Raw genomic sequence first — 24,937 nt, 5'->3', positions numbered from 1 at the left:
GCGGCGATCAACGCCAGGATGATGCCTGGGAACAGCAGCACGTGCGCGATGTAGAGCCGCGGGATGATGATCTCGCCGGGGAAGTCACCACCGAAGATCAGCCAGTGCATCCAGGTGCCGATGATCGGGATGCTCATCGTGATACCGCCGAACGCGGCCCGCAGGCCGGTGCCCGACAGCAGGTCGTCGGGCAGCGAGTAGCCGAAGAAGCCCTCGAACATCGCCAGGATCAGCAGCAGCGAGCCGATCACCCAGTTCGCCTCACGCGGCTTGCGGAACGCGCCGGTGAAGAAGATCCGGAACAGGTGGATGATGATCGAGGCCGCGAACAGCAGCGCCGCCCAGTGGTGGACCTGCCGCACGAACAGACCGCCGCGGACCTCGAAGGTGATGTTCAGGGCGGTCTCGTACGCCCGCGACATCGTCACACCGCGAAGCGGCTGATAAGCGCCGTTGTAGACGACCTCGCTCATCGACGGGTCGAAGAACAGGGTCAGGTACACGCCCGACAGCAGCAGGATGATGAAGCTGTAGAGCGCGATCTCGCCGAGCAGGAACGACCAGTGGGTCGGGAAGACCTTGTTGATCGACCGCTTCATGAACGCGGCGGCGCGGTACCGCTCGTCCGCCTCGCTGGCTTGGGCTGCGACTGAAGGACTCATGAACGGCGCTCCCAGTAGGCCGGGCCGAGCGGCTCGATGAAGTCGCCGTTGGCGACCAGGAAGCCCTCAGCGTTGACGGTGATCGGCAGCTGCGGCAGCGCGCGAGCGGCGGGACCGAAGACCGGCTTGCCCCACTCGGTCGCGGAGAACTGCGACTGGTGGCAGGGGCACAGGATCCGGTTGGTCTGCTGCTCGAACAGCGACGTGGGGCAGCCGAGGTGGGTGCAGATCTTCGAGTAGGCGAAGTAGTCGCCGTAGTTGAAGCTCTCCTGACCCTTGCGCTTGATCGCCTTCTGCGCGTCTTCGGTGCGCAGACGGATCAGCATGACGGCGTTGCGGATGCCGCGCAGCGACTGCAACGTCGCGTGCTCGTCACCGCGCCACTTCTCCTTCCACGGGAACACCGTCTCCATGGCGCCCGCGTCCAGGTCCTCCGGGCGCACCAGCACCACGTCCTCCGGGCGACCGGTGTCGCGGCGGATGTAGATGGTCTCGCCCGGGTAGTCCGGAGTCCAGCCGGAGACCCACAGCGGCGACTTGTCGCCCTTGGCCCACGGGTTCTTGATCATGCCGCCGACGAACACCAGCAGCGCGCCGATGCCGAGCACGCCGACACCCGCGCCCGCGGTGCGGGTGATCATCTTGCGGCGGCCCAGGGTGGAGGTGTCCAGCGCGTCCTGCAGTTCGGCGACCAGGGTGCGGCGCTCGACCTCCGGAGACGGACCGTCGTGCCGCTGCTGGATGGACAGTTCGGCGGGGATGAACAGCTTGCGGATCAGCACCACCGCGACGCCGATCACCAGCACCGAGATGCCGAAGGTCAGGCCGACCAGCGGGGTGAACAGCGAGTAGAGCCCGTGGCCCTCCTCCTCCTTGCCCTTGAACTCCCACGGCCAGAACAGGAACACGCCGACCAGCGCCGCGGCCGCGATGCCGGAAACGGCGAACCAGAAGGTGACCGCGCGCTCGGCGCGCTTCTCCGCCCGGGTGCCCGGGATCGGGAAGCGCTCGCGGCGGTAGGCGACGTCGACGCCGTCGCGCTCGGTGCCGAGCTTGACCAGTTCGTCGCGCGACATCTTGTCGAGCTCCGCCTCGGTGGGGTCCGCCGGAGTGGCGTTCACCGCGTGCTCGTTCGACGGCTGCGCGTCGTGGCCCTCATCCGGGCGACCCATGTCGTCTCGCTCCTTACTGCTCATGACCTGTGTCCTTTCGGCATGGCCGGGCGCCATCCGTGGCCACGCTAGCTACCGCCTCCAGGCGCTGACCGGTCATGACCGGGACCCGATCCACATCGCGGCACCGACCACGAGCGTGATACCGACCACCCAGATGGCCAGGGCCTCGGTCGCGGGACCGAAGCCGCCGAGGTCCCAGCCGCCGGGGCTGTGCTCCTCGGTCGCGTTCTTGACGTAGGCGACGATGTCGCGCTTCTCCTCCGCGCTCAACTGGCGGTCGGAGAACTTCGGCATGTTCTGCGGGCCGGTGAGCATCGCGGCGTAGATCTGCTGCTCGCTGGCCGGTTCCAGCGGCGGCGCGAACTTACCGGAGGACAGCGCGCCGCCGCGTCCGGTGAAGTTGTGGCAGGACGCGCAGTTCATCCGGAACAGCTCCGAACCGCGGGCGATGTCGTCACCGCGCAACGACTCCTGGGCGATCTCGCCGTCGGCGTCGCGTATCACGGTCGGACCGCCGCCGTTGGCCGCCACGTACGCGCTCAGCGCGTCGGTCTGGTGGGCGTCGAACTTCGGGGGCTTGCGCTGCGCCTGGGCCTCGTTACGCGCCATCGGCATGCGCCCGGAGGACACCTGGAAGTAGACCGCGGCCTCGCCGACGCCGATCAGGCTGGGACCGCGATCGGCGACACCCTGCAGGTTCGCGCCGTGGCAGGTGATGCAGGACGTGTCGTAGAGCTGCTGGCCCTCGCGGATGAGCGCGGACTGGTCCTCGTGCGCGGTCGCGCGCTGCGGGTCCGGCGTGAGGGCCGATGCCAGGAAGCCTGCTCCGACGAGGCCCACCAGCAGCGCAAGCCCGCCCGCGATGCGACGGCGAACGCGGCGCTGCCTGCGCGTCTTGCTGGCCTGGCCGTTCCCGGGGCTGGCGGGCTCTGGCGCTGACGGGGGAGATGAACTCATCTGTGTCCCTTTGGAGTAGACGGAACCGACTTCTGCGAAAGATCCTGGGTCGCACCGCGCGCGTTCGGCAGCGCGGCGGCCACGATCAGCGGACGAAGTAGATCGTGGCGAACAGCCCGATCCACACGATGTCGACGAAGTGCCAGTAGTAGGAGACGACGATCGCCGCGGTGGCCTGCGCCGGGGTGAACTTGCTGACCTTGGTGCGCATCAGCAGGAACACGAACGCGATCAGACCGCCGATCACGTGCAGACCGTGGAAGCCGGTGGTGATGTAGAACACCGAGCCGTAGGAGCTGCTGGAGATCGACGTGCCCTCGTGCACCAGGTTCGTGTACTCGTAGCCCTGGCCGCCGACGAAGAACGCGCCCATGATCAGCGTGATGACGTACCAGCGGCGCAGGCCGAACACATCGCCCTTCTCCGCGGCGAACACGCCCATCTGGCAGGTGAACGACGACGCGACCAGCACGGCCGTGACCGGCACCGCGAGCTTCAGGTTCAGCTCGGTCGGCTCCGGCGGCCAATTACCGTGCGCCTGGGCGCGCGCGACGAAGTACATCGCGAACAGGCCTGCGAAGAACATCAGCTCGCTCGACAGCCAGATGATGGTACCGACGCTGACCATGTTGGGCCGGTTCAGCGAGTGCACACGCTGGGTAATGGCCGATCCTGGGGTCCCTACTGCGGTCGTCACGGGGGTAAGTATGACTCGTCGTAGTACGACAGCCGAACCCGGGTACGAAACTCGTTCCTCCGTGTCCGAAAACGCAGGAAGGACAGGCTCTCGACCAGGCGAGGCAGGGGGCGAGCGGGGTCGGCGACCCCCGGAACGGGTCACATAGCGCGGACGAACGCCCGGCCAGCATGACAGGCGAGGGTAAGGAGAAGCTGAGATGAAGACGAATATGGGGGCGCGGCTGTGGCAGCGGCTGTTCCGGCGGGACCGGCCCACCGCACTGGACCCGGCGCGAGCGGATCTGGTCGTGGTCGCGACCTGCTTCGACGACACGGAGGCGTGCTCGGCCGTGCTGGCGCGCGCGACCGGTCTGACGCCGGACGCGCCTGCGGTGCTGCGGCACCACCTGCGCATCCCGCCGCGGCACGTGCCCACCGTCTGCGCGATCGCCGCACAGGACGGCTACTCCCCCGCGCCGCAGGTCGGCGGCCCGGGCAGCGACGAACTCGAGACGGTGATCCTCCAGCGGGTCCAATTGCTGGATGCCCTGCACTGCTCCCAGGAACGCTCGCGCATGGCCGGCCTCGCCCAGCGCCACGACGGTACCGCCGACGGCTGGGACGCCCTGCAACCGGGACCTTCGGCATAACCGGTCGCGCACTAGGCTGCGTGCGGACAAACTGGTGCGTGGAACCGGTGTGACGGGAGAAGTGTGGAATGAGCGTGCGCAGCTGGCCTCAGGTGCTCGGAGTCCTCGCCGACGGTGGCGACCTGGCCGCGGACGACACGTCGTGGGCGATGAACGAGATCATGTCCGACAACGCCACTCCCGCGCAGATCGCCGCATTCGGCGTCGCCATGAAGATCAAAGGCCCGACGCCCGCCGAACTGACCGGCTTGGCCGCGGGCATGCTCGACCACGCCCGGCTGGTGCGCATCGATGGCGACGCGGTGGACATCGTCGGCACCGGCGGTGACCGGTCCGGTTCGGTGAACATCTCCACCATGTCCTCGATCGTGGTGGCCGCGGCCGGTGTCCCCGTGGTCAAGCACGGCAACCGGGCCGCGTCGTCGAAGAGCGGCGGCGCGGATGTGCTGGAAGCACTCGGCGTGAAGCTCGCGCTCGGTCCCGAGGCGGTGGCGCGCTGTGTGCGCGAGGTCGGCATCGGCTTCTGCTTCGCGGCCGTGTTCCATCCCGCCCTGCGCTATGCGGGGGCGGCCCGCAGCCAGATCGGCATACCGACGGTGTTCAACGTGCTCGGACCGCTGACCAACCCCGCGCAGCCGCGCGCCGGGCTGGTCGGCTGCGCGTTCGCCGACCTGCTGCCCGTCATCGCGGGGGTGTTCGCCGAACGCGGTGCGAGCGCCCTGGTGGTGCGCGGCAACGACGGGCTCGACGAGATCACCACCTCGGACACCACCGAGGCGTGGATCGTCTCGGGCGGACGGACGCGTCGGACCACCATCGACCCCACCCGCATCGACATCCCCCGGGTCGAGCTGGACGCGCTGCGCGGCGGCGACGCCGAGGTGAACGCGGGCGTGGCGCGCGACGTGTTCGCCGGTCGCGGTGGAGCGGTCCGCGACGCGGTACTGCTGAATTCGGCCGCGGCGATCGTGGCCTACGACTGGTCGCGCGGCGCGGGCGATCCGGACGCGGATCTGCACGCCGCGCTCGCCGCGGGCATCGACCGTGCCGCCGAGGCGATCGATGCGGGCAACGCGGCCGCGCTGCTGGAGCGATGGGCGAAGCTGACACAGACACTCGGCGACAACTGAACCGGGTCGGTCGATGCGTGCGGGTCGACACGCTGACTTGAACGAAGGCCCTGATCGGCGCTGTCGCGGCCGGTAACGTTCGAGGCGGCAATCCGGCGCATCGCCGAGTTCGTCGGGCACCGCGCCGGCCGGTTCGACCGACGAGGAGCACAGATATGCGACCCACCGTTCCGGCGCTACTCGCTGTCCTCGCCACCGCGGGTATCGCCGCCGCCGCGCCAGGAGCGAACGCGGCCGAAGGAGCCTTGTTCGCCGCAGGCCTCAGCTACGAGAACCCGGCGGGCTGCCTCGAGGTCGGCGACGGGTCCGATGTGGAGGTCCGCAACCGCACCGACGGCGTCGTGCACCTGTACGACGTGCCGGGCTGCTCGGGCGATGTCGTCGAAGTGCTCGCGCCGAACGACGCCGCCTATTTCGCGGTGCTCAGCGTCCGGGTCGAGGACTGAACGGGACTAGTCGCCCAGCGAGAACGCGGCCTCCACTTCGGCCCGCGAGTACGACTTGAACGCGATGTGCGTCGTGGTGCGCAGGACACCGGGCGTCTTGTCGATCCGGGCGGTCACCACCTCGGCGATCTGCTCGTGGTCGCGCACCCGCACGATCGCGATCAGGTCCACGTCGCCCGCGCAGGAGTAGACCTCGGCGACGCCCTCGGTGTCCGCGACCGCCTGCGCGGTCTCGGGGATGCGGCCGTTGTCGGCGTGAATCAAGACGATCGCGGTAATCATGACGCTCAGCCTAAGCGGTCGAGATAGCCCTGCTCGGTCGGTTGCGCGCGGACCGCCGCGTCGGCCAGTTCCGCCCAGCCCAGCCACCGCGCGGCGCCGAACAGCGGCTCTCGATACCCCTCGGTGGTGCGCACGATCCGCACTCCCGGCCGGGCCAGCCAGCGCGCGACCAACGCCACCTCCTCCGGCGACGCGCCCCGCAACGGCGGCGCGTCTTCCGTGATCGGCGCTTCCCCCTCCGGCAGCGGATGCTCGGCGAGAACGCCCGTCGGAATCACCGTTTCGGCGGCGGCGACGATCTGTTCCACGAGGGGCATCGGCGGCACACCGCGCGGTGCCGTGCCGGAACCGGCCAGGCGGCCGTAACGGATGACCGCGAACTCCCACCCGCCGTCGCCGTCGGGATGCGCGGCGATCAGTTCGGCTATGCGTGCCAGCGCGGCCAGCCGTTGCGTACGGCGCAGCGCCCGCACCACCCGCGCCGCACGATCGCGCAGCCGCGCGGCCGCCTCGAAATGCTGGGCACGCGCGTGGGTTTCGATGCGATCGAGGATGGACCGGATCGGCGCGTCGCTGTGCCCGGCGAACAGTGAACGCACGAGCGCGGGCGCGGCAGCGTACTGCGCCATATCCAGCGGGTTGCCCGTGGACCCGGCCGGACACCCACCGACGAGGGCGGGCGGGCACTCGTGCACCGCCCTGCGCGACAGCCGCGTCGTGCAGGTGCGCAGTCCGGTGAACTCGGCGATGATCACGCCGAGGTCGGCGGCGTCGTTGCGGGAGCGGAACGGGCCCAGCGCGTCCCGAGTGGGTTCGCGCACCACCGAGAACCGCGGGAACGGCTCGTCGGTGAGGGTGAGCCACCAGGCCCGCTCCGGGAATTTCGACCGGCGATTGTACGGCGGAGTGTGCGCCACCAGCAGCCGCAGTTCGCGCACCCCCGCCTCGAGCGCGTGCGCGCACACCACGTGGTCGACCCGAATCGCCAGGGACACCATCTCTTTCATCCGGCCCCGGGTCTCCGAACCGGTGAAGTAGTTACGGACACGACGGCGCAGGTTCACGGCTGTACCTATATATAGGACTTCGTCGGAAGGACCGCGGAACAGATACACACCGGGAGCAGCGGGGAGATCGGCCGCGAGGACGCGCTTGGAGCGCTGCCGGGGCGTGACGTCGGGCAGATAGTCCAGCAGCTCGGTGAGGCTGTGGACGCCCTGGTTCCCGACTCGTCCGATCAGCGCGTGCAACACGTCGACGGTCGCCCGGGCGTCGTCCAGTGCGCGGTGGGTCGGTTGGGTGGAGGCGCCGAGCAAGCGCGCCAGCGAGCCGAGCCGCACGGAGGGTGCCTCGTCGCGCCCGAGCACCCGTCGCGCCAGTTTCACGGTGCACAGCACCTGCGCGGCCGGCCACGGGGTGTCGCACTGCGCCGCGGCGGCGCGCAGGAACGCCATGTCGAACCGGGCGTTGTGCGCGACCAGCACGGCGCCCGCGGCGAATTCCAGGAAGCCGGGCAGCACCGCCTCGATCCCCGGCGCGGCGTACACCATCGCGGTGGTGATGCCCGTGACGTGCACTATCGCGGGCGGAATCGCGCGTCCCGGGTTGACCAGCGTCGCGAATTCGCCGAGCACCTCCCCGCCACGCACCTTCACCGCGCCGATCTCGGTGATGCCGTCGGTTCCGGGGCTGGTCCCGGTGGTCTCCAGGTCCACGACCACGAAGGTGGTGTCGTACAGGGGGGTGTCGAGCTCGTCGAAAGCCAGCTGCTGGACGGCCGGGCGCGGCGCGAGGTCGGACACGGCGAGCAGCGTAGGGCCACGGTCCGACAGGAACCGGGCACGCGGATCCGCCACGAAATGTCCGAATTACACCGTGGGGATTCTGGGGCGATACCCGCGAAATGATCTAGGAATGCGAAAAAGAGACTCAGATCACAAAAGGTACAAAACTGTATCAAACATTGCCGCGAGTCTTGCGAAATGCAGTCGATCACCAGCAGGCGAATCCGCCACCCGCAGCTCTACAGTGTACGAACAGGCGACCATGCCGTGCCCTACGGCGTTTTCAGTCCACCTACCTGGCCAAACGACGGTCGAGGCAACCCGGGCCCGCCGACCGGTCGGGCCCGCCCCAGCAGACGTCCGAAACCGGACTTTTCCTGGGATTTCGACACCGTTATCTTTTCGTGATTCCGTGGGACGTATCTCACAGCGTTTGGACCGCGCAATTGTTGAGCAGACGCTTTTCGCATTGCCCGGCCTTTACAAATCACCGTGATGTGTTCGTAACCTTTTCGAGACCTCACGGAGTCCGCCGCGCCAACCGGTGCGGCCCAGACGCAGTCCGCGGCACCACCGGGTGCGGCGTCGTGAGGCAGATTGGGAGTTCCGCATCATGACGACCAACGCCGTCAAGCGTCACGCACAGCGCGCTGTTGCCGCCGGGGCCGTCGGCGCTGCCACTCTCGGCGCGTTCCTGCTGCCCGCAGCCCCCGCGTCGGCCCAGCCGGTGACCATCCCCGGCGTGGGAACCTTCGACGTTCCCAACGAGATCCCGGTCCCGCCGGCCGTGCCGGGCCTCGAGCTGCCCGGTCCCGCTCCCCTTCCTTTCGCCGCCCCCAAGAGCTCCGGCGAGATCGCCTTGGACGCCGCCATGAGCAAGGTCGGCTCCCCGTACGTCTACGGCGCCGCGGGCCCCAACTCGTTCGACTGCTCCGGCCTGGTCCAGTGGTCCTACCGCCAAGCGGGCGTCGAACTGCCCCGCACCAGCGGCGCGCAGCTGTCCGCGGGCAGCCCGGTCTCGCTGAACGATCTGCAGCCGGGCGACCTCGTCTCGTTCTACGGCGGCAGCCACTCCGGCCTCTACGCCGGTGACGGCAATGTCGTGCACGCGTCCACCTCGGGCCAGCCCGTGAAGGTCGCGCCGATCTCGTCCATGCCGGTCGCGGGTGCTCGTCGCTTCTGAGAAGCAGCTGGTCGGGCCGCTGTATCGCGGCCCGACCGCACCAACGGCCCGTGATCGTTCCGTGCTCTACTGGACATCGATGCGGGCCGTTCCGTAACCTAACCGAGACCTTCCACCGATTACCCGCGGTTCGCCGGAGCAAACCTCGGTTTCGGCGAAGGACTCTGCGTCGGTTTCACGAGAGATCGCTTCACGAGAGAACGGGGCACCGCGGGCTGTGGCTGAACATCACCGGAGACAGCAGGCCAAACGTCTGGTGGGCGGGACGCTGGCAGCCGGAATCCTGGCCGCGGGCCTCTACGGCGGCGGTCCGGCCGGAGCCGATCCGGTAGCACTTCCCTCGACGGCCACCGAAGCCGTGCAGCGGATGATCGATCTGTCCCATCAGTCCGAGCAGCTCAACCAGCAGGCGCTGGGAGCGGAGGCCGAGCTGGAGGCGAAACTCGCCGTGCAGCGCGACGCCGACGCCCGGCTGGCCGCCAGTACCGACGCGGTCAACCGTGCCCGTGCCGAGGTCCGCCGGTACCAGCCGGTCATCGACCGCACCGCGATCGCCGCCTATCAGGGCGCCCGCACCAACCGCCTGTTCGCCGTGCTGGTCAGCGACTCACCGCAGCAACTGCTCGACCAGATGTCCACGCTGGATGTGGTATCCGCGCAGACCTCCGAGCAGCTCGACCACTACGAGAAGGCCACCGACGCCGCCACCGCGGCCGAATCGGCGGCCCGCGCCGCCTCCGACGCGGCCCGCTCCGCCGCGCAGAAGGCCGAGGCGGTGCGCATCGATCTGGAACACAAGCGCAGTGATCTCGGTGGCGCCATCGCGCAGGTGGTGCAGGCCTGGGGCACGCTGTCGGCGAAGGACAAGTCCGCGCTCGCCGGCTCGCCGTTCCCGCCCGGATTCGACCGCGACACCCTCTTGCAGGGTCTCGTTCCCGGCAGCGGCACCAGCGCACTGGCGGCGGGACTCACGCGGATCGGCGACCCCTACGTCTGGGGCGCCACCGGCCCGGACCAGTTCGATTGCTCCGGCTTGGTCCAGTGGGCCTTCAAGCAGGTCGGCAAGAACGTGCCACGAACCAGTTCGCAGCAGGCCGGCTACGGCACCCCGGTGGCCGAGGACGATCTGCAGCCCGGCGACGTCGTCTTCTTCTACTCCGACATCTCGCACGTCGGCATCTACGCGGGAAACGGACTCATGTTGCACGCCTCGACCTTCGGCGTGCCCGTCGCGGTCGCGCCCATGGGCTCGACACCGTTCCATTCGGCTCGGCGATACTAGACCCTGTGAGCGAGCCAAACAGCGGCACCGCACTACTCCAGGCACGACCGACCGGCTACGGACGACCGTGAGCGACCCGCGCGGTCGACACGGCGCCTCCGCCACCGCACGGCACCGCGGCGCCATGCCGCCGGACGGCGTGCGCCGATGACCGGCATGCGGAAATCGCGCGACTGGTGGTCGGCGCGGCGGCGATTCGAGTTCTGCCTCACCGTCGCGATGGTGGTGGCGCTCACCGGCGTGTGTGTCGCACTGATCATGTTGCCGAACACGGTGCTACCGAAACTGCGAGCCGCCGAACCGGGGACGACCGAGGCGGTGGGCCAGGCGGCGGCCACCGATCCCAGGCTCGCCGAGGTGCGGCGCATCGTCGAGCCGTTCGGCTCCATCGTCGCCCGCCAGGTGCCGACCGGCGACGGACGGCAATCCCTGGTCGTCGGCCATTCCGACCAGCGGATCGAAATCGACGTGCTGGAGCGCGAACTCGCCGACGCCACCGCCGCGGTGACCGACGTCTGGGGTCCCGGCTGGGCGCAGTCCGCGCTCGTCGTCGTCGCCTCGTCGCCTTCGGAGTTCGCTGCTCTGCTGCGTTCGCCCGACCTCCTGCCCGCCGAAGTCGCCGCCGCCTCGGTCGCCGACCCGTTCACCCAGGGCAGCAGCCCTACCGGCCAGCGTGTCGTCTTCGGTCCCGACACCGGACGCCGCCTCGATCCCGAAGGGATGGCCACCCTGCTGCGGCACGAACTCACCCACATCGCCGCGCGTGCGGACACCGTCGACGGCGCACCGCTGTGGATGCTGGAAGGCTTCGCCGACTACACCGCGCACCACGGCGAAGGCCAGCGGTTCGCCGAGATCGCCCCCACCCTCACCGCGCATGCCCACGCCGGGCGGATCCCCGCCGATCTGCCCGCCGACGCCGAGTTCTCCGGCCCCGACGCCGCCTTCACCTACGAAAAGGCCTGGTCGATCTGCGCATTCGTCGCCGAGAAATACGACCGCCCTCACCTCGTCCAGCTCTACCACCGCATCGCGGCGGGCAAACAGGACCCGACCACCGAAGACGGCATCCTCCGCGAAGTCCTCGGCATCACCCGCACCGAGTTCGTCGACGACTGGCGCGAGTGGCTCCGAGCCCGAACCGCCTGACCCTTCCTCCGCAACCTGCGAATCGCGGACTGCTTCTACGCCGCGCCCCCACCGTCAGGCAGGGTCGGCGGACGGCATAGGCAACGGAAGGCGCCGTGCCGAGCTGGGACTGGTCGGCCGAGCCACCCGCCCGAACCAACCCGCCCCTGCGCAAGCGTCGACCAACGAATACCGCCGACTGGAAAGACAGCCGGCCCAACCCGCGTGCACCATGCCGACGAGCCCCAATGCCGCCGCACCCGGCTTCCGGTTTCGAGCGAAGCGTGCGCCGTTCGCGGCCCGGCCCGGTTCGCACGGCCGTCGCGGATCGGTCATCAGGACGACCCCTGCGAGCCGCGTGCACGATGCCCAGCGTTCGCACCCCGACACGCCCAGCGCACCCCAACTCCCGATTTCGAGCGAAGCGAGACCGAGCATCCGCCGTTCGCGGCCCGACTCGCGTTCGCGCGCCCGCCACGTACCCCACTGATCACCGGTCACCGACGACCACCGACCACTGCGAGCCGCGTGCACGATGCCCAGCGTTCACGCCCCGACACGCCCAGCGCACCTCCACTCCCGGTTTCGAGCGAAGCGAGACCGAGCATCTGCCGTTCGCGGCCCGGCTCGCGTCCGAGTGGCCGCCGCGTCCGCGACGAAGGAGCAAGCGGTGGTCGCTCGGACGCGAGCCATGAAGGGGCCGCGAACACGCCGCGACGCAGTCGCGGCAAATCCAACCCAGTATTTTGTTGCGCATGGCCCGAACTTTGCTGGTTACCAATGATTTCCCGCCGCGGCCGGGCGGTATCCAGTCGTATCTGCAGGCGTTGGCCGGTGAGCTGCCGCCGGATGACCTGGTCGTCTACGCTCCGCGCTGGCGCGGCGACAGTCATCTGAAGTTCGACGCCAAGCAGAAGTTCCAGGTGATTCGCCATCCCACCACGCTGATGCTGCCGACTCCGCTCGTGCTGCGCCGCGCCGCGCGACTGCTGCGGAGCGAGCAGTGCGACACGGTGTGGTTCGGGGCGGCGGCACCGCTGGCGCTGATGTCGCCCGCGCTGCGTCGCGCGGGCGCCGAACGCATCGTGGCCAGTACGCACGGCCACGAGGTCGGCTGGTCGATGCTGCCCGGAGCCAGGCAGGCGTTGCGGGTGATCGGCGAGCAGACCGACGTCGTCACCTACGTCAGCCGCTATACCCGCCGCCGGTTCGCGTCCGCGTTCGGGTCGAACGCGGCGCTGGAATATCTGCCGCCCGGGGTGGACACCGAAGTGTTCCGCCCGGATCCGGCGGCACGTGCCGAGCTGCGCGAGCGTTACGGCTTGGGCGACCGTCCGACCATCCTGTGCCTGTCGCGGCTGGTGCCGCGCAAGGGGCAGGACGCGCTGATCCTGGCCATGCGCGATATCCGCGAGCGAGTGCCCGGCGCGGTCCTGGTGATCGCGGGTGGCGGCCCCTTCGAGGACAAGCTGCGCGCCCTCGCGGTCGCCGCGGGCGTCACCGAGGACGTGATGTTCACCGGCCGCGTCCCATCCGGTGAGCTGGCCGCGCATCACACGCTGGCGGACGTCTTCGCGATGCCCTGCCGGACCAGGGGCGCCGGCTTGGACGTGGAGGGGCTGGGCATCGTCTACCTGGAGGCCTCGGCGTCCGGCGTCCCGGTGGTGGCGGGCAATTCCGGCGGCGCGCCGGAGACCGTGATCGAGGGCAGGACCGGACGGGTGGTGGACGGCCGCTCCGTGCAGCAGATCGCCGACGCCCTGGTGGAGATCCTGTCCGATCGGGACGCGGCCGCGCGAATGGGCGTGGCGGGCCGGGCGTTCGTCGAGCAGCAGTGGCGCTGGGACACCCTGGGCGCGCGCCTGCGACAGCTGCTGCGGTGATCCGCGTCGCATCTACTACGCTCAGCGGAGTGAGCAGTATCCAGGTCGCAGATCAGACCTTCGTCGCCGCATCGGGGGCCGCCGTGGCCGACCTGCTGGCCGGCCCGAACCAGTGGCGCCGCTGGTGGCCGGACCTGGACTTGGAGGTCCGGGAGAACCGGGGTGAGAAGGGCATCCGCTGGTCGGTGTCCGGGGCGCTGGCCGGAACCATGGAGGTGTGGCTGGAACCCTCGCTCGACGGGGTGATCCTGCACTACTTCCTGCACGCCGAACCGCAGCCCGCGCTGCCGGTGGGCAAACTCGCCGCCGCCACCCGGGCGCGCCGGGTCGCGGGCAAGAACATGTCGTTCGAAGTGAAGTCCCGGCTGGAGTCGGGTCGCCCGGCCGGCGTCGCTCCCGCGGCCCTGTCTTGATCTACCAGCACCGACGCTGAAAGGAATCGCTGTCCGCATGGCCGACAGGACCCAGAGATCAATCGTCATCGAGGCCCCGTCGCAGCAGGTGATGTCCGTCATCGCCGATCTGGCGTCCTACCCGGAGTGGGTATCGGCGGCGAAGTCGGTGGAGGTGCTGGAGACGGGACCGGACGGCCTGGCCGAGACCGCCCGGTTCGTGCTGGACGCCGGGGTGGTCAAGGACACCTACGTCCTGTCCTACGACTGGCGCGCCGACCGTAAGGCGGTCAGCTGGCGGCTGCTCAGCGGCGAGTTGCAGAAGGCCCAGAACGGCACCTACGAGTTGATCGATCGGCCGGATGGCGGCACCGAGGTGGTCTACACGCTGACCGTCGATCTGAACATCCCGATGATCGGCATGTTCAAGCGCAAGGCCGAGAAAGTGATCACCGATACCGCGCTGAAGGAACTGAAGAAACGGGTCGAAGGCTGACCGCGCACAAGACCCGGGTCGAACTGTTCATCGGCAAGGGTGGGGTGGGCAAGACCACGCTCGCGTGTGCCACCGCCATGGCCGAGGCCAGATCGGGCCGTCGCGTGCTGATCGCCTCGCTCGATCAGGCGCATTCGCTGGGCGACGCGCTCGGCTTCCGTTTCCCGCACGATCCCGGCACCGTCACCGGCGTCGCCACCGTGCTGCCGGGCCTGGACGTGATCGAGATCGATTCGCTCGCGCTGCTCGAGGACAGGTTCCGCGATGTGGTGCGGTTGATCTCCACCGGCCGCGGGCACGAGCACGGTTTCGACCTCGCCGCGCTGGAGCCGGCGGAGCTGACCGGATTGCCCGGCGTGCAGGAACTGCTGATGCTGGTGGAGATCACCCAGTTCGCCGCCGAGGACGACTGGGATCTGATCGTCGTCGACTGCCCGCCCTCGGCGGACATGCTGCGCCTGGTCACCGCCCCCGCCACCCTGCTCGGTTACCTGGAACGGATGTGGCCGCCGCACGCGCGGACGATGAGCGCCATCGGCACCGACCTGCGCCGCGCCGTGCTCGCGGCCACGGTCGAACGGATCGTCAAGGCGGTCACCGAGGTTCGTGACCTGCTCACCGACCACCGGCGCACCGGGGCGCGGCTGATCACGGTCGCCGAGCGGGTGGCGGTGGCCGAATCGGAGCGGGTGCGTTCCGCGGCGGCGCTGCTGGGCCTGCGACTGGATGCCGTGGTGGTGAACAAGGTGCTGCCCGATCTCGCGCCGCTCGCCGAACCGAGTTCGGCCGAACATCCGGCGGTGCACTGGTATTCGAACCGGCGCGGTGAGCAATCGGACGTCATCGCCGATTTGCGGCGCAAGATGCCGGGTATCCCGGTGGTGATCGCGCAGCACACCGGCGCCGAGCCGATCGGGCTGAACTCGCTGGCCGCGCTGTCGTATGCGATGGACTCGGCGGGCGACACCGGTGACGCTGCGCTTATGCTGAGCGACAATCAGACGGAGGTCGACGCGAGTTCCGGCGAACCGCTGGTTCTGCGGGAATCCGGCACCGGATTGCAGTCGGTGTACGCGCTGCGCATGCACCTGCCGGTGGTCGACGCCGCCACGTTGCGCCTTGGCCGAGTGGAGGACGATTTGATCGTGGGAGCGGACGGTGTCCGGCGGCGGGTGCGCCTGGCGCCGGTATTGCGGCGGTGCACGGTCGACGGCGCCGAGCTGGATGACGGGTATCTGGTGGTCCGCTTCCGGCCCGATCCGCGGGTGTGGGCGCAGGCGTCCGAAAGCCACGACCATGACCGGTGATCCGCACCCGCCCGAGGGACACGAGGCAGGCGGCCACAGCGCGCCGGACGGCATCAGCGAATTCGCCGAGGAGTTGAAGCTGCTGGCCGAAGCGGTGCTGGAACGGGTCGAGCCGGTGCTGCGGCGCGCCGCCGACGGCCAGGCCGAGTGGGCCGGCTGCAGCTGGTGCCCGGTGTGCGCGGCCGCGGCGCTCGTGCGCGGGGAGCACCACGACGTGCTGGCCGCCGTCGCCGATCACGGCACCGCGATCGTCACCGTGCTGCGCGAAGCGCTGGCGGGGGTGCCGGTCGAGCCGGTCATGCCCACCGACCCCGACCCGGAAACCGGCGTGCCGCACCGCCACGGTCCAGGCGAGGACGGCGATGGCCCGCGTTACGTCGACATTCCCGTGACGATCAAGGTATGACACACCAGATGGCCGGTACACGACCGCTGACCGTCGGAATAGACGTCGGCGGCACCAACATTCGGGCGTCGGTGATCGACGAGAGCGGCGAGGTGCTCGACACGGTCCAGGCGCCGACGCCGCATTCCGCCCGCGCGCTGGAGGACGCGCTGGACCGGGCCGTGCGCGACCTGTCCGGCCGGCATTCCATCGGCGCGGTCGGCTTGGCGGTCGCCGGGTTCATCAACGGTGATCGCTCCACCGTGCGGTTCGCCCCGCACCTGCCCTGGCAGGACGCGCCGGTCGCCCAGCGACTCACCGACCGGCTGGAGTTGCCGGTGATCCTGGAACACGACGCCAACGCGGCGATGTGGGCCGAATACCGGTTCGGCGCCGCGGCGGGCGGGCACAACGTGGTACTGATCGCGATCGGCACCGGCATCGGCGCCGCCTTGTTGATCGACGGGCAGTTGTACCGGGGCACGCACGGTGTCGCGCCGGAACTCGGTCATCTGCAAGTCGTTCCGCAGGGTCGGCCCTGTCCGTGCGGCAAGCACGGCTGCTGGGAGCGCTATTGCAGCGGAACCGCGCTGGCCGAGACCGCGATCGAGATGCTGGCCAGTGACACGGTGCACTCCGTGCTCGCCAGGGACGTGGCGCGCGATCCCGGCTCGCTGACCGGACGGCGGGTCGCGGGCGCCGCACAGGACGGTGATCCGCTCGCGGCGCGGGTGATGGCCGACTTCGCGCGCTGGCTCGGCCTCGGGCTGGCGTTCGTCAGCGACATCTTCGATCCCGATCTGGTGGTCATCGCGGGCGGGGTCAGCAGTTCGGCGCCGCTGTTCCTGGACGAGGCGCGTGAGGAATACGCGCGCACGATCACCGGTGCGGGTCACCGGCCGCTGGCCCGCATCCGGACCACTCAGCTCGGCGAGGCGGCGGGCATGATCGGCGCCGCCGATCTCGCCAGGGCCGCCCTGCCCTCCGGCGCGGGCAAATCCGCCCGCATCGCGCGGACCGGCCGTTGACACCGCGGGCCACGAGGATCGTGGTCCGGCGCGACACGCCGATGCTCGCCATCGGTCGGCGTCGGCGCCGAAGTGTGGTGAGATTCGCCGCTGCGGTTGGATGTGATCTTGTACCAGCGGTAAAGTCGGCATTTGAAGCAGGTGCCCGCAACTATCCCGGTCCCGGGGGAAGGACGTCATGTTCTACTGGCTGCTGAAGTTCGTGCTGCTGGGACCGTTCATTCATCTCTACAACCGGCCTACGGTCGAGGGTGTGGAGAACATTCCGGCGGACGGGCCGGCCATCATGGCGGGTAACCATCTCTCCTTCGCCGACTGGCTGTTCGCTCCGTTGCTGAGTCCGCGGCGGATCAACTATCTCGCCAAGGCCGAGTACTTCACCACCCCGGGCGTCAAGGGCCGGTTCCAGAAGTTCTTCTTCAGCGCCTCGGGTCAGTACCCGATCGACCGCAGCGGAGCCGACGCCGCCGAGGACGCGCTGAACGCCGCCCGCAAGCTGCTCGACGAGGGCCGTCTGGTCGGCCTCTATCCGGAGGGCACCCGCTCCCCGGACGGCCGGCTGTACAAGGGCAAGACCGGCTTGGCCCGCTTGGCGCTGGAGACCGGCGTCCCCGTCATCCCGGTCGCCGTCATCGGCACCGACGAAGTCAGCCCGCCCGGACCGTTCCGCTGGCGCCGCAGGAAGGTGACGGTCAAGTTCGGCAGGCCCATCGACTTCTCCCGCTACGAAGGCATGGGCGGCAACCGATTCGTCGAACGCGCCGTCACCGACGAGGTCATGTACGAGCTCATGCAGCTCACCGGCCAGGAATACGTCGACGTCTACGCCCACAGCCTGAAGAAGGGCGTCCCCAGCGGCAGCCGCCCCGATGCCGTGCCCGTCCGTATCCCGGACACCGCCGCCGGCTGAATCCTCCCCTACTCCTCTCGTAGACACCAGGCCTTCCTTCGTGCGCCCGATGACCATGCGGTCGAAGATCTGTGGCATCCGGTCGGAGGCCGATCTGCGCGCAGCCGTCGCCGCAGGCGCCGACGCGATCGGATTCATTTCGGGCGTCACACATGTGAGTGAGGACGCGCTCGATCGGCACCGTGCCGCCACCCTGTCGGCGGCCACCCCGCCATTCGTGACCCGCGTGCTGGTCACCCATCTGACGGACGCTACGGCGATCATCGATCTGGCCGACCGGATCGGCGTCGACGCGATCCAGGTCCATGGGCTCGTTTCCGTCGATGTGGTGGCGCGGGTATGTGAGCGTGCCGCCGAACGGCCGATCCTCGCCGCCGTGCACGTGACCGGCCCGGAGTCCGTCGACGCGGCACGGGCGGTGGCTCCGTATTGCGATGCCGTGCTGCTCGATTCACGGACTTCGGATCGCCTGGGCGGCACCGGTCGCCCACACGACTGGTCGGTCAGTGCCGCCATCGTGGACGCGCTGGCCGGATTCGACCGTCCCGTGGTGCTCGCGGGCGGCCTCACCCCCGCCACGGTCGCCACGGCGATCCGGCAGGTGCGCCCGTACGCCGTCGACGTCAACAGTGGTGTGGAAACCGCGGGCGGCGACAAGGATCCCGCTGCGTGCGCCGCCTTTGTCGCCGCCGCTCGATCCACGCCCTGACCGGAGCGGCGCTGCTTCCACCGGCCGGTGCCATACACTCGGCCGAGTCGTCCAGGGCGACAAGATAATGACAAGCCTTCGGTAAGACGGCGCGGCGAAAGTACGAGCATGTTCAAGAAGTTGCTGGCGGCGGCCGGGGTCGGTGGGGCCGAGGTGGAGACCGAGTTGTTCACGCCGGGTGTGCAGCCCGGGGGCACGGTCGAGGGTGTGATCCGGTTGCGGGGCGGGGCGGTCGCGCAGGAAATCGCTCAGGTGGCGGTCGAGTTCGTGACCAGGGCCGAGCAGGAGTACGAGGATCACGAAGGCCTGCGCGATATCGCGTTCGGCCGTACCGGGGTGCACGGGCCGTTGCATCTGCCCGTGGGTGCGGTGCCGGAGTTCCGCTTCGCGGCCCGCGCACCGATGGAAACGCCGATCACGTTCTACAACGGCAGGCACCTGCCCGGCACGGTGGTGTCGCTGCGCACGGTCGTGGAGATCCGCGGCGCGGTGGACGCCGCCGACTCCGACCCGATCGGCGTCGGCGCGCTGCCCGCCCAGCACGTGTTGCTGGAAGCGGTGGAGCGCTTGGGATTCCACCTGCGCAGCGCGGACGTGGAATCAGGACGGGTGCACAACACACCTCAGACGCTGCCGTTCTACCAGGAGATCGAGTTCGCCGGTTCGCCGCACTACCCGCGCCTGAACCAGCTCGAGGTGACTTTCGTCCCGACCGAGACCGGCATGAGTGTGGTCCTGGAGGCGGACAAGCGCGGCGGATGGATCTCCGAGGGCCGCGACGTCTTCGACGCGCTCTGGGTGGACTACCAGCACCTGGGCGGCGTCGACTGGGCGGGCGAGCTGCACCACCGGCTGGAGCGACTCGCGCACTGAGGTCCCGTTGCTTGTTGGCCGCACGGACCCGCCGAGTTCATGTGACGTTGACGTAATTGCGCCAGAGTTTCCTCATGAGCGGCTCGGCCTCAGGACCCTCCCGGCGCACCGTCTTACGCGCCTGCGCACTCGGACTCGTGGCGGCCCCCGCGTCGGCGGCATGCTCGCCGGGCAACGGCCCGGCGCTGGTCCGGCAGCGGCCGGTGCTCACCCACGGCGTGGCCGTGGGTGACCCACGCACCGACGGCGCGCTGATCTGGGCCCGCGCCGATCGCCCCGCCACGTTGCTCGTGGAAACCGCCGCGACGGAATCGTTCGCCGATCCCATGCGCTTCACCGGGCCACTGCTCACCCCGGATTCCGACGGTACCGGCCGGGTGCGGGTCAACGGCCTGCCCGCGGGACAGCAGGTGCACTACCGGGTGACGCTGCGCGGCGAGGACGGCGCCACCTCCGAACCGGTCACCGGCGTCTTCCGCACCGCGCCCACCGCCGCGGCGGACATCCGGCTGCAATGGTCCGGCGACGTCGCGGGTCAGGGCTACGGCATCAACCCGGAACTCGGCGGTATGAGGATCTTCGCCGCGATGGCCGCCCGCGACCCGCATCTGTTCCTGCACTCCGGCGACTCCATCTACGCCGACGGACCGTTGCAGGAATCGGTCACGCTGCCCGACGGCCGAGTTTGGCGCAATCTGGTGAGCGAGGCGAAAAGCGCTGTCGCGCAGACCTTGGATCAGTTCCGCGGCAACTACGCCTACAACCTGACCGACGAGAACTACCGCCGGTTCAACAGTTCGGTCGCCCAGGTGGTGCAGTGGGACGACCACGAGACGGTGAACAACTGGTACCCGGGCGGACTCCTCGCCGAGTCCAAGGGCTACACCGAACGCCGCATGGACACCCTCGCCACGCGCTCCTGGCAGGCCTTCCACGAGTGGATGCCGCTGGAGCCGAGAGAAGCGGTGGACGGCCGCCTGTATCGCAAGATCGCCCACGGTCCGCTGCTGGACGTCTTCGTGCTCGACATGCGCGCGAACAAGGACGCCAACGACGTCAACAACGGGCCGAACGGCCGCATCCTCGGTCCGGCGCAGACGAAATGGCTGATCGACGGTCTGCGCGAATCCACCGCCACCTGGAAGATCATCGCCAACGACCTGCCGCTCGGCGTGATCGTCCCGGACGGCGAGCAGAAGAACGCCACCGCCTTCGAAGGTCCCGCCAACGGCGATCCCGGCGCGCCGTCGGGCCGGGAACGCGAGATCGCCCAGGTGCTGTCGTCGATCCGGGCGAACAAGGTGGCGAACGTCGTCTGGCTCACCGCCGACGTGCACTACACGGCCGCCCACCGCTATTCCCCCGAGCGCGCGGTCTTCACCGACTTCGACGAGTTCTGGGAGTTCGTCTCCGGTCCGCTCAACGCGGGCGCGTTCGGCCCGAATCAGCTGGACGGCACGTTCGGCCCCGAGGCGGTCTACGTCCACGCGCCGCCGGTGCAGAACAGCTCGCCGCTGGACGCCTTCCAGCATTTCGGCGAGGTCCGCATCGATGGAAAGTCGAGGGAATTGACCGTCGACCTGTGCGATGCCGCCGGATCCGTCCTGTTCAGCAAGAGCCTTGCGCCCGCGTCGCGGTGACTCCCGGATTCGGGGAAGCGGGGCGGGCCGCGCTGTGGTTAGCTTTTGGGCCATGAGCACGCCGCAAACTGTCTCCAACGCCGAGGAATACCTCCCTCGCGATACCGCCGATGTCGTTCGCACGGTGCGGGATTCACGCGGGCGAACGGAACGGCTGATGGTACGCGGCGGCGAACTGCTGGACGAGGGGCTCACGCTGCCCGCCCAGCCGACCGTGGTGTCGCTGCGCCGGATGAACCAGGTGCTGGACATCAACCTGGGCAGGCGCACCGTCCGGGTGCAGGCGGGCGCCAAATTGTCCGACATCGACCGCAGGCTCGGCGCCCACGGCCTCGGCCTGCCGATCGTCGGCGACCACCGCGACATCACGGCGGGCGGCTTCGCCTCGGTCGGCGGCGTCAGCGCGGCCTCGCACAAGCACGGCCTGTTCATCGACCAGATCGTCGATCTGGAGTACGTGGACACCGACGGGCGTATCGGCACCTGCGGGCGCACCCACCACACCGAGCGATTCCAGCGCGTCCTCGGCGCGGGCGGTCGCGCGGGCATCATCACCGCGCTCACTCTGGACGCCATCGAGATCGACAAGGAGCGCACCTGGCTGACCACCGACGCCGACCGCTTCCTCGACTTCGATTCCTTCGTCGAGCACGCCTACGCCGAGATCACCCGGCCCGGCAACGCCGAACTGCAGGTCGGCCGCTGGGTCGACACCGCGCCGCTGAAGGTGGCGCGTCCGGTCGGCACCGGCCACGTGCAACTGGGCACCGTGCGCTTCGGGCAGTGGTCGAGCCTGTACCCCACCGCGCCCACCCGGGGACTGCGTGCCCGGCGCGAGGTCGGGTCGCGGGCACGGAAATCGCTGGGCGCCATCGCCTCGGCCACGCCCGGCAAGGCGGGCATGCCGGTGCGCAACGCGGCCGCTGGCGCGGTGCTGTTCGCGCCGAAGGTACAGACCCTGCGCGATGCCGAGTATCTGGCCGATACAGCGCTCAGTTCGTCCGAGCGTGGTCCCGCCTACCGGGTGGGCGTTTTCGCGCCCCTGTCGAGCTATGCGTCGGTGTTCTACCGCCTGCACGACCTGTTCTCGGGCCATCGGGAACGCACCGGCTGCTTCACCGTCATCTCGGCGATGACCTACGGCGTGCGCTCACGCTACCTGCGCGCGGAATCCGCCGCCCGCGGCCTGCCCCCCGAAGACCACGGCCTGATCACCTTCACCTGCCGCCTGCGTCCCGCCGCCCTGCCCTCGGAACTGCTGCGCGACATCGTCTCCGGCATCGAGGAGATCTGCCGCTCGGAGAACGCGCTGCGGTACGAAGCGGAGTAGATTCGCGTGCGCCCGGCCACAGCGCCCGCGGCACGCGAGCTTGTGCAATCACGTCGCTGCTGACCGCACCCGGGGCGAAGACACTGCTGAACGGCTGAAAAGCCTGGAAGAGCAGTGAAGCGCATCGACGCTCTCGAAGCGGCTCGAGGGCGCCTCCCACGGCGCCCGGCATGACCCGGCGTGCGGAGGCGGATCGGCGTCCGGCGAGCGGATTCCCGGAAACACCCCCGAAGAGCGCCACTCTGCGACATAGTTGTAGACGCTTGCGTACCCCACTCATACGCGGCGTACCTTATTTCGTGTTGCTGAATTGGATTCGAAACTTCATGAGGACGAGCGCATTTCCCGCGACGGCCCGCAGCGTCGCCATCGCATCCCTGATCGCGGCAACTGCAGGCGGATTCCCTGGCGCGGCCTCCGCCGACACCGTGCCCGATGCGAATTCTCCAGCGGTGATCACCGTGAACACCACAGCCGACGGCGTCGCGGCCGATCCGTACAGCGGGCTTTGCCGTGCCGTCGCCGGCGCCTGCACACTGCGCGCGGCAGTGCAGACCGCTAACGCCCGGCCCGGGAGCACAATCGTGGTGCCCGAAGGACGGTACATCTTGATGATCCGTCCCGATCCACAGAAGGTGCAAGGCCGCAACCCGGATGCGACCACCGGAGACCTGAACCTCACCGCGGCGACGACCCTGCGTGGCGCGGGCCGCGATCAGACGGTGCTGGATGCCGCGGGGATCGACCGGGTCCTCAGTGTCTCCGCGCCGGTGACGATGACGGGATTGACCGTGACCGGCGGAGTCACCGCTCAACACGAGATCCCGTACTACGACACCGGCGGCGGCGGAATCTCCAATTCCTCGAACCTCGTACTCGAGGATGTTGTGGTCCGGGGTAACAGCGCCGGGTACGGCGGCGGGATCTTCAATGTGCCGGGCTCGGATCTGCAAACGAGAAATACGATCATCACCGGCAACGTGTCCGGCGAGGCGGGCGGCGTGCGATGCGATAACACCTGCACCTTCACCGACTCCAGGATCTCCGACAACCGCGTGGTCGATCCCGGAGTGTGGTACCGCCCGGGTGGCTTCGCCGGACGCGGCGGCGGTGTAGATGTCCGAGGCCGAGGGGTGGTGACCTTCGATCGGACGACGGTCACCGGAAACAGTGCCTCGGACGCCGGTGGCGGCATCAACGTGGCGCCCGCCTATCTCGATACCCTCCCACGCCAGGTGACGGATGCGCTCGATGTTCCGGTGGGCATCGTGGAAGTGCGGAATTCCATCATCACGGGAAATACCTCCGGCATCGCTTCGTCCAACTGCGCGAAGGCGTTCGCGAGGATTGTCTCCGAAGGCGGCAACACCAGCGACGACGCTTCCTGCGACCTCACCGGTCCTGGCGACACAGTCGTGCCCTAGTCGGCCGACGTTGCGAGACCGAGCAGCGCACGGTGGATGTACAGCACGGTGTCCTCGAGTGCGAGCAAGTCACCTCCCGCCCGCAGGGTTCGGCGGACGGCCTCGTTGACCGCGTCGGTCACCGCCAGATACGCGTCATCCGGCACCGGTGGATCGACGGGGCCCGCCGCCTCACGCCATGATCGGATGAATCCGGCGAACCAGCGTTGACATCGTTCGAACGACTCGATCGCGCGCGACCCGGCCACGGCGGTTTCCAGATAGAACGCGCGGGCGAACGACGGTTCGTCACGCAAGAGAGTGAGATACTCGCGGATTCCGAGCCGTAAAGCCTCGAGGGGCTCGACCGGTCCCGCGAACACCTGCCTCATCACGCGCTCGAGGTGCTCGATCATCAGATCCCGGCCGGTCTCGGCCGCGGCGAGGAAACACGCTTCCTTGTCCGAGAAGTGCTGGTAAAACGTGCGGCGCGAAACCTTCGCCGCTGCGGCGATATCCGCGATTGTCGCGGTGGGATAGCCACGATCCGCGACGACAACCGTCACCCCGTACAAAAGCCGCTGCCGCTGGGACCCGGTCACCAGATCACGAGCCAGACCGTGCGGCCCGTGCGGCAACTCCGTCAGGGTCGGCTCCAGCAACTTCTTACGTCCCACCCGGACTTTCATATCAGGCACGGTCTCGTCGGGGATGAGCCGGTTCGACCGAACAGGCACAGGCAGACGCGAAGCGGCCCCACCGGTTTTCCGATGGGGCCGCTTCGGCGGGTTCTCAGGTCAGTGCTTTTCCGGCCCGAGGTAGTACTCGAACACCAGACCGGCGGCGGCCGCGAGCACGCAGACGACGCCGATGCCGATCAGCCAGAACTGGAAGAACGCCAGGCCGAGGGCGGTCACGGAACCGGCGGCGGCCAGGGTGATCGGCCAGAAGCTGCCGGGGGAGAAGAAGCCCAGGTCGCCGGCACCATCCACGATCTCGGCGTCCTCGTAGTCCTCGGGGCGCAGGTCGAGACGACGGGCGACGAACCGGAAGTAGGTGCCGATGATCAGCGACAGGCCCGCGGTCAGCACGGTGGCCGTGGTACCCGCCCACTCGACGCCGGTGCGCGACTGGCCGGTGAAGAAGCCGTAGACCACCGCCACGATGATGAAGAACACCGTGAGCAGTTCGAAAATCCGCGCTTCGATCTTCATGTCAGATCAA

At 69.1% G+C, this 24,937-nt stretch carries 26 protein-coding genes and 1 pseudogene; 19 read left to right on the top strand and 8 right to left on the bottom strand.

All coding sequences use genetic code 11. The features are described 5' to 3' along the window. The 4 genes from ACZ6DL_RS16925 to ctaE form a co-directional block, all read right to left on the bottom strand. Positions 1–662 (bottom strand): cytochrome b (locus tag ACZ6DL_RS16925; protein ID WP_466051979.1); only part of this gene is annotated, 662 nt, incomplete at its 3' end. Next, the gene (gene qcrA / locus ACZ6DL_RS16920) at positions 659–1,834 is read right to left on the bottom strand and encodes a cytochrome bc1 complex Rieske iron-sulfur subunit (RefSeq protein ID WP_396903285.1); all 1,176 of its coding nucleotides are present in this window, start codon (positions 1,832–1,834) and stop codon (positions 659–661) included. The genes ACZ6DL_RS16925 and qcrA, both read right to left, overlap by 4 nt. Positions 1,835–1,930: 96 nt before the next feature. Further along, the gene (qcrC, locus tag ACZ6DL_RS16915) at positions 1,931–2,794 is read right to left on the bottom strand and encodes a cytochrome bc1 complex diheme cytochrome c subunit (protein ID WP_396985628.1); all 864 of its coding nucleotides are present in this window, start codon (positions 2,792–2,794) and stop codon (positions 1,931–1,933) included. A gap of 85 nt (positions 2,795–2,879) precedes the next feature. Next, entirely contained in the window at positions 2,880–3,491 is a 612-nt protein-coding gene (ctaE, locus tag ACZ6DL_RS16910) for an aa3-type cytochrome oxidase subunit III (protein WP_040865892.1), read from the bottom strand. Positions 3,492–3,690: 199 nt separating this feature from the next. Here ctaE and ACZ6DL_RS16905 point away from each other — a divergent pair, with 199 nt between their 5' ends. The 3 genes from ACZ6DL_RS16905 (at position 3,691) to ACZ6DL_RS16895 (ending at position 5,698) form a co-directional block, all read left to right on the top strand. After that, complete coding sequence (locus tag ACZ6DL_RS16905) at positions 3,691–4,122, top strand: hypothetical protein (protein WP_466051976.1); 432 nt, start codon at positions 3,691–3,693, stop codon at positions 4,120–4,122. 68 nt (positions 4,123–4,190) lie between these two features. Next, positions 4,191–5,252, top strand: a complete 1,062-nt coding sequence (gene trpD, locus ACZ6DL_RS16900; RefSeq protein WP_466051974.1) for an anthranilate phosphoribosyltransferase — start codon at positions 4,191–4,193, stop codon at positions 5,250–5,252. Between the two features lie 155 nt (positions 5,253–5,407). Beyond that, positions 5,408–5,698: a hypothetical protein gene (locus ACZ6DL_RS16895; RefSeq protein WP_466051972.1), complete on the top strand. Its 291-nt coding sequence runs from the start codon at positions 5,408–5,410 to the stop codon at positions 5,696–5,698. A gap of 6 nt (positions 5,699–5,704) precedes the next feature. Here the strand turns inward: ACZ6DL_RS16895 and ACZ6DL_RS16890 are convergent, their stop codons facing one another. Further along, a complete protein-coding gene (locus ACZ6DL_RS16890; RefSeq protein WP_040865888.1) occupies positions 5,705–5,980 on the bottom strand; it encodes an Lrp/AsnC family transcriptional regulator in 276 nt (91 codons plus the stop codon). Between the two features lie 5 nt (positions 5,981–5,985). Continuing rightward, complete coding sequence (locus tag ACZ6DL_RS16885; RefSeq protein ID WP_466051970.1) at positions 5,986–7,782, bottom strand: DEDD exonuclease domain-containing protein; 1,797 nt, start codon at positions 7,780–7,782, stop codon at positions 5,986–5,988. Between the two features lie 595 nt (positions 7,783–8,377). Here ACZ6DL_RS16885 and ACZ6DL_RS16880 point away from each other — a divergent pair. The 16 genes and pseudogenes from ACZ6DL_RS16880 (at position 8,378) to ACZ6DL_RS16805 (ending at position 23,734) form a co-directional block, all read left to right on the top strand. Next, entirely contained in the window at positions 8,378–8,947 is a 570-nt protein-coding gene (locus ACZ6DL_RS16880) for a C40 family peptidase (protein WP_466051968.1), read from the top strand. A gap of 217 nt (positions 8,948–9,164) precedes the next feature. Beyond that, positions 9,165–10,229: an NlpC/P60 family protein gene (locus tag ACZ6DL_RS16875; RefSeq protein ID WP_466051966.1), complete on the top strand. Its 1,065-nt coding sequence runs from the start codon at positions 9,165–9,167 to the stop codon at positions 10,227–10,229. A gap of 147 nt (positions 10,230–10,376) precedes the next feature. After that, positions 10,377–11,378: a hypothetical protein gene (locus ACZ6DL_RS16870; RefSeq protein WP_466051964.1), complete on the top strand. Its 1,002-nt coding sequence runs from the start codon at positions 10,377–10,379 to the stop codon at positions 11,376–11,378. 734 nt (positions 11,379–12,112) lie between these two features. Further along, the gene (locus tag ACZ6DL_RS16865; protein WP_466051962.1) at positions 12,113–13,240 is read left to right on the top strand and encodes a glycosyltransferase family 4 protein; all 1,128 of its coding nucleotides are present in this window, start codon (positions 12,113–12,115) and stop codon (positions 13,238–13,240) included. Between the two features lie 29 nt (positions 13,241–13,269). Next, entirely contained in the window at positions 13,270–13,653 is a 384-nt protein-coding gene (locus tag ACZ6DL_RS16860) for a polyketide cyclase / dehydrase and lipid transport (RefSeq protein WP_466051960.1), read from the top strand. Between the two features lie 37 nt (positions 13,654–13,690). Next, positions 13,691–14,128, top strand: a complete 438-nt coding sequence (locus ACZ6DL_RS16855; protein WP_466051958.1) for an SRPBCC family protein — start codon at positions 13,691–13,693, stop codon at positions 14,126–14,128. Beyond that, positions 14,125–15,435 (top strand): ArsA family ATPase, encoded by a 1,311-nt coding sequence (locus ACZ6DL_RS16850; protein WP_466052010.1) that lies wholly within the window; start codon positions 14,125–14,127, stop codon positions 15,433–15,435. Before ACZ6DL_RS16855 ends, ACZ6DL_RS16850 begins: the two co-directional genes overlap by 4 nt. After that, positions 15,425–15,841 (top strand): hypothetical protein, encoded by a 417-nt coding sequence (locus tag ACZ6DL_RS16845; protein WP_466051956.1) that lies wholly within the window; start codon positions 15,425–15,427, stop codon positions 15,839–15,841. The genes ACZ6DL_RS16850 and ACZ6DL_RS16845 overlap by 11 nt, the downstream gene beginning before the upstream one ends. Then, on the top strand, positions 15,838–16,848 hold the full coding sequence (locus tag ACZ6DL_RS16840) for an ROK family protein (protein ID WP_466051955.1): 1,011 nt from the start codon (positions 15,838–15,840) through the stop codon (positions 16,846–16,848). Before ACZ6DL_RS16845 ends, ACZ6DL_RS16840 begins: the two co-directional genes overlap by 4 nt. Positions 16,849–17,026: 178 nt before the next feature. After that, positions 17,027–17,758 carry a lysophospholipid acyltransferase family protein gene (locus tag ACZ6DL_RS16835; RefSeq protein ID WP_466051953.1) on the top strand — a complete coding sequence of 244 codons (732 nt, stop codon included), beginning with the start codon at positions 17,027–17,029 and terminating at the stop codon, positions 17,756–17,758. 49 nt (positions 17,759–17,807) lie between these two features. Next, entirely contained in the window at positions 17,808–18,467 is a 660-nt protein-coding gene (locus ACZ6DL_RS16830; protein WP_466051951.1) for a phosphoribosylanthranilate isomerase, read from the top strand. A 108-nt stretch (positions 18,468–18,575) separates the two neighbouring features. After that, complete coding sequence (locus tag ACZ6DL_RS16825) at positions 18,576–19,340, top strand: sporulation protein (protein ID WP_466051949.1); 765 nt, start codon at positions 18,576–18,578, stop codon at positions 19,338–19,340. Positions 19,341–19,414: 74 nt separating this feature from the next. Further along, positions 19,415–20,980, top strand: a complete 1,566-nt coding sequence (locus ACZ6DL_RS16820; RefSeq protein WP_466051947.1) for an alkaline phosphatase D family protein — start codon at positions 19,415–19,417, stop codon at positions 20,978–20,980. A 52-nt stretch (positions 20,981–21,032) separates the two neighbouring features. After that, the gene (locus tag ACZ6DL_RS16815) at positions 21,033–22,310 is read left to right on the top strand and encodes an FAD-binding protein (RefSeq protein ID WP_466051945.1); all 1,278 of its coding nucleotides are present in this window, start codon (positions 21,033–21,035) and stop codon (positions 22,308–22,310) included. A gap of 170 nt (positions 22,311–22,480) precedes the next feature. After that, positions 22,481–22,837 (top strand): annotated as a pseudogene (locus tag ACZ6DL_RS16810) (hypothetical protein); the annotation flags it as partial. A gap of 84 nt (positions 22,838–22,921) precedes the next feature. Further along, a complete protein-coding gene (locus tag ACZ6DL_RS16805) occupies positions 22,922–23,734 on the top strand; it encodes a hypothetical protein (RefSeq protein ID WP_466052016.1) in 813 nt (270 codons plus the stop codon). Here the strand turns inward: ACZ6DL_RS16805 and ACZ6DL_RS16800 are convergent. Beyond that, the gene (locus tag ACZ6DL_RS16800; RefSeq protein ID WP_357038054.1) at positions 23,731–24,402 is read right to left on the bottom strand and encodes a TetR/AcrR family transcriptional regulator; all 672 of its coding nucleotides are present in this window, start codon (positions 24,400–24,402) and stop codon (positions 23,731–23,733) included. The two genes, ACZ6DL_RS16805 and ACZ6DL_RS16800, sit on opposite strands and share 4 nt — an antisense overlap. Before the next feature lie 108 nt (positions 24,403–24,510). Then, positions 24,511–24,927 (bottom strand): cytochrome c oxidase subunit 4, encoded by a 417-nt coding sequence (locus ACZ6DL_RS16795; RefSeq protein ID WP_040865876.1) that lies wholly within the window; start codon positions 24,925–24,927, stop codon positions 24,511–24,513. Between the last annotated feature and the right edge of the window lie 10 nt (positions 24,928–24,937).

Source organism: Nocardia sp. NPDC041819, from assembly GCF_055590505.1.
This window is presented reverse-complemented; position numbering and strand designations above follow the sequence as displayed.

Excerpts from the sequence above, each read along its gene's own strand:
- qcrA (WP_396903285.1), bottom strand. The coding sequence starts at position 1,834 with ATGGGTCGCCCGGATGAGGGCCACGACGCGCAGCCGTCGAACGAGCAC.
- qcrC (WP_396985628.1), bottom strand. The coding sequence starts at position 2,794 with ATGAGTTCATCTCCCCCGTCAGCGCCAGAGCCCGCCAGCCCCGGGAAC.
- ACZ6DL_RS16905 (WP_466051976.1), top strand. The coding sequence starts at position 3,691 with ATGAAGACGAATATGGGGGCGCGGCTGTGGCAGCGGCTGTTCCGGCGG.
- trpD (WP_466051974.1), top strand. The coding sequence starts at position 4,191 with ATGAGCGTGCGCAGCTGGCCTCAGGTGCTCGGAGTCCTCGCCGACGGT.
- ACZ6DL_RS16895 (WP_466051972.1), top strand. The coding sequence starts at position 5,408 with ATGCGACCCACCGTTCCGGCGCTACTCGCTGTCCTCGCCACCGCGGGT.
- ACZ6DL_RS16890 (WP_040865888.1), bottom strand. The coding sequence starts at position 5,980 with ATGATTACCGCGATCGTCTTGATTCACGCCGACAACGGCCGCATCCCC.
- ACZ6DL_RS16880 (WP_466051968.1), top strand. The coding sequence starts at position 8,378 with ATGACGACCAACGCCGTCAAGCGTCACGCACAGCGCGCTGTTGCCGCC.
- ACZ6DL_RS16870 (WP_466051964.1), top strand. The coding sequence starts at position 10,377 with ATGACCGGCATGCGGAAATCGCGCGACTGGTGGTCGGCGCGGCGGCGA.
- ACZ6DL_RS16865 (WP_466051962.1), top strand. The coding sequence starts at position 12,113 with ATGGCCCGAACTTTGCTGGTTACCAATGATTTCCCGCCGCGGCCGGGC.
- ACZ6DL_RS16855 (WP_466051958.1), top strand. The coding sequence starts at position 13,691 with ATGGCCGACAGGACCCAGAGATCAATCGTCATCGAGGCCCCGTCGCAG.
- ACZ6DL_RS16845 (WP_466051956.1), top strand. The coding sequence starts at position 15,425 with ATGACCGGTGATCCGCACCCGCCCGAGGGACACGAGGCAGGCGGCCAC.
- ACZ6DL_RS16840 (WP_466051955.1), top strand. The coding sequence starts at position 15,838 with ATGACACACCAGATGGCCGGTACACGACCGCTGACCGTCGGAATAGAC.
- ACZ6DL_RS16835 (WP_466051953.1), top strand. The coding sequence starts at position 17,027 with ATGTTCTACTGGCTGCTGAAGTTCGTGCTGCTGGGACCGTTCATTCAT.
- ACZ6DL_RS16830 (WP_466051951.1), top strand. The coding sequence starts at position 17,808 with ATGACCATGCGGTCGAAGATCTGTGGCATCCGGTCGGAGGCCGATCTG.
- ACZ6DL_RS16825 (WP_466051949.1), top strand. The coding sequence starts at position 18,576 with ATGTTCAAGAAGTTGCTGGCGGCGGCCGGGGTCGGTGGGGCCGAGGTG.
- ACZ6DL_RS16820 (WP_466051947.1), top strand. The coding sequence starts at position 19,415 with ATGAGCGGCTCGGCCTCAGGACCCTCCCGGCGCACCGTCTTACGCGCC.
- ACZ6DL_RS16815 (WP_466051945.1), top strand. The coding sequence starts at position 21,033 with ATGAGCACGCCGCAAACTGTCTCCAACGCCGAGGAATACCTCCCTCGC.
- ACZ6DL_RS16805 (WP_466052016.1), top strand. The coding sequence starts at position 22,922 with ATGATCCGTCCCGATCCACAGAAGGTGCAAGGCCGCAACCCGGATGCG.
- ACZ6DL_RS16800 (WP_357038054.1), bottom strand. The coding sequence starts at position 24,402 with ATGAAAGTCCGGGTGGGACGTAAGAAGTTGCTGGAGCCGACCCTGACG.
- ACZ6DL_RS16795 (WP_040865876.1), bottom strand. The coding sequence starts at position 24,927 with ATGAAGATCGAAGCGCGGATTTTCGAACTGCTCACGGTGTTCTTCATC.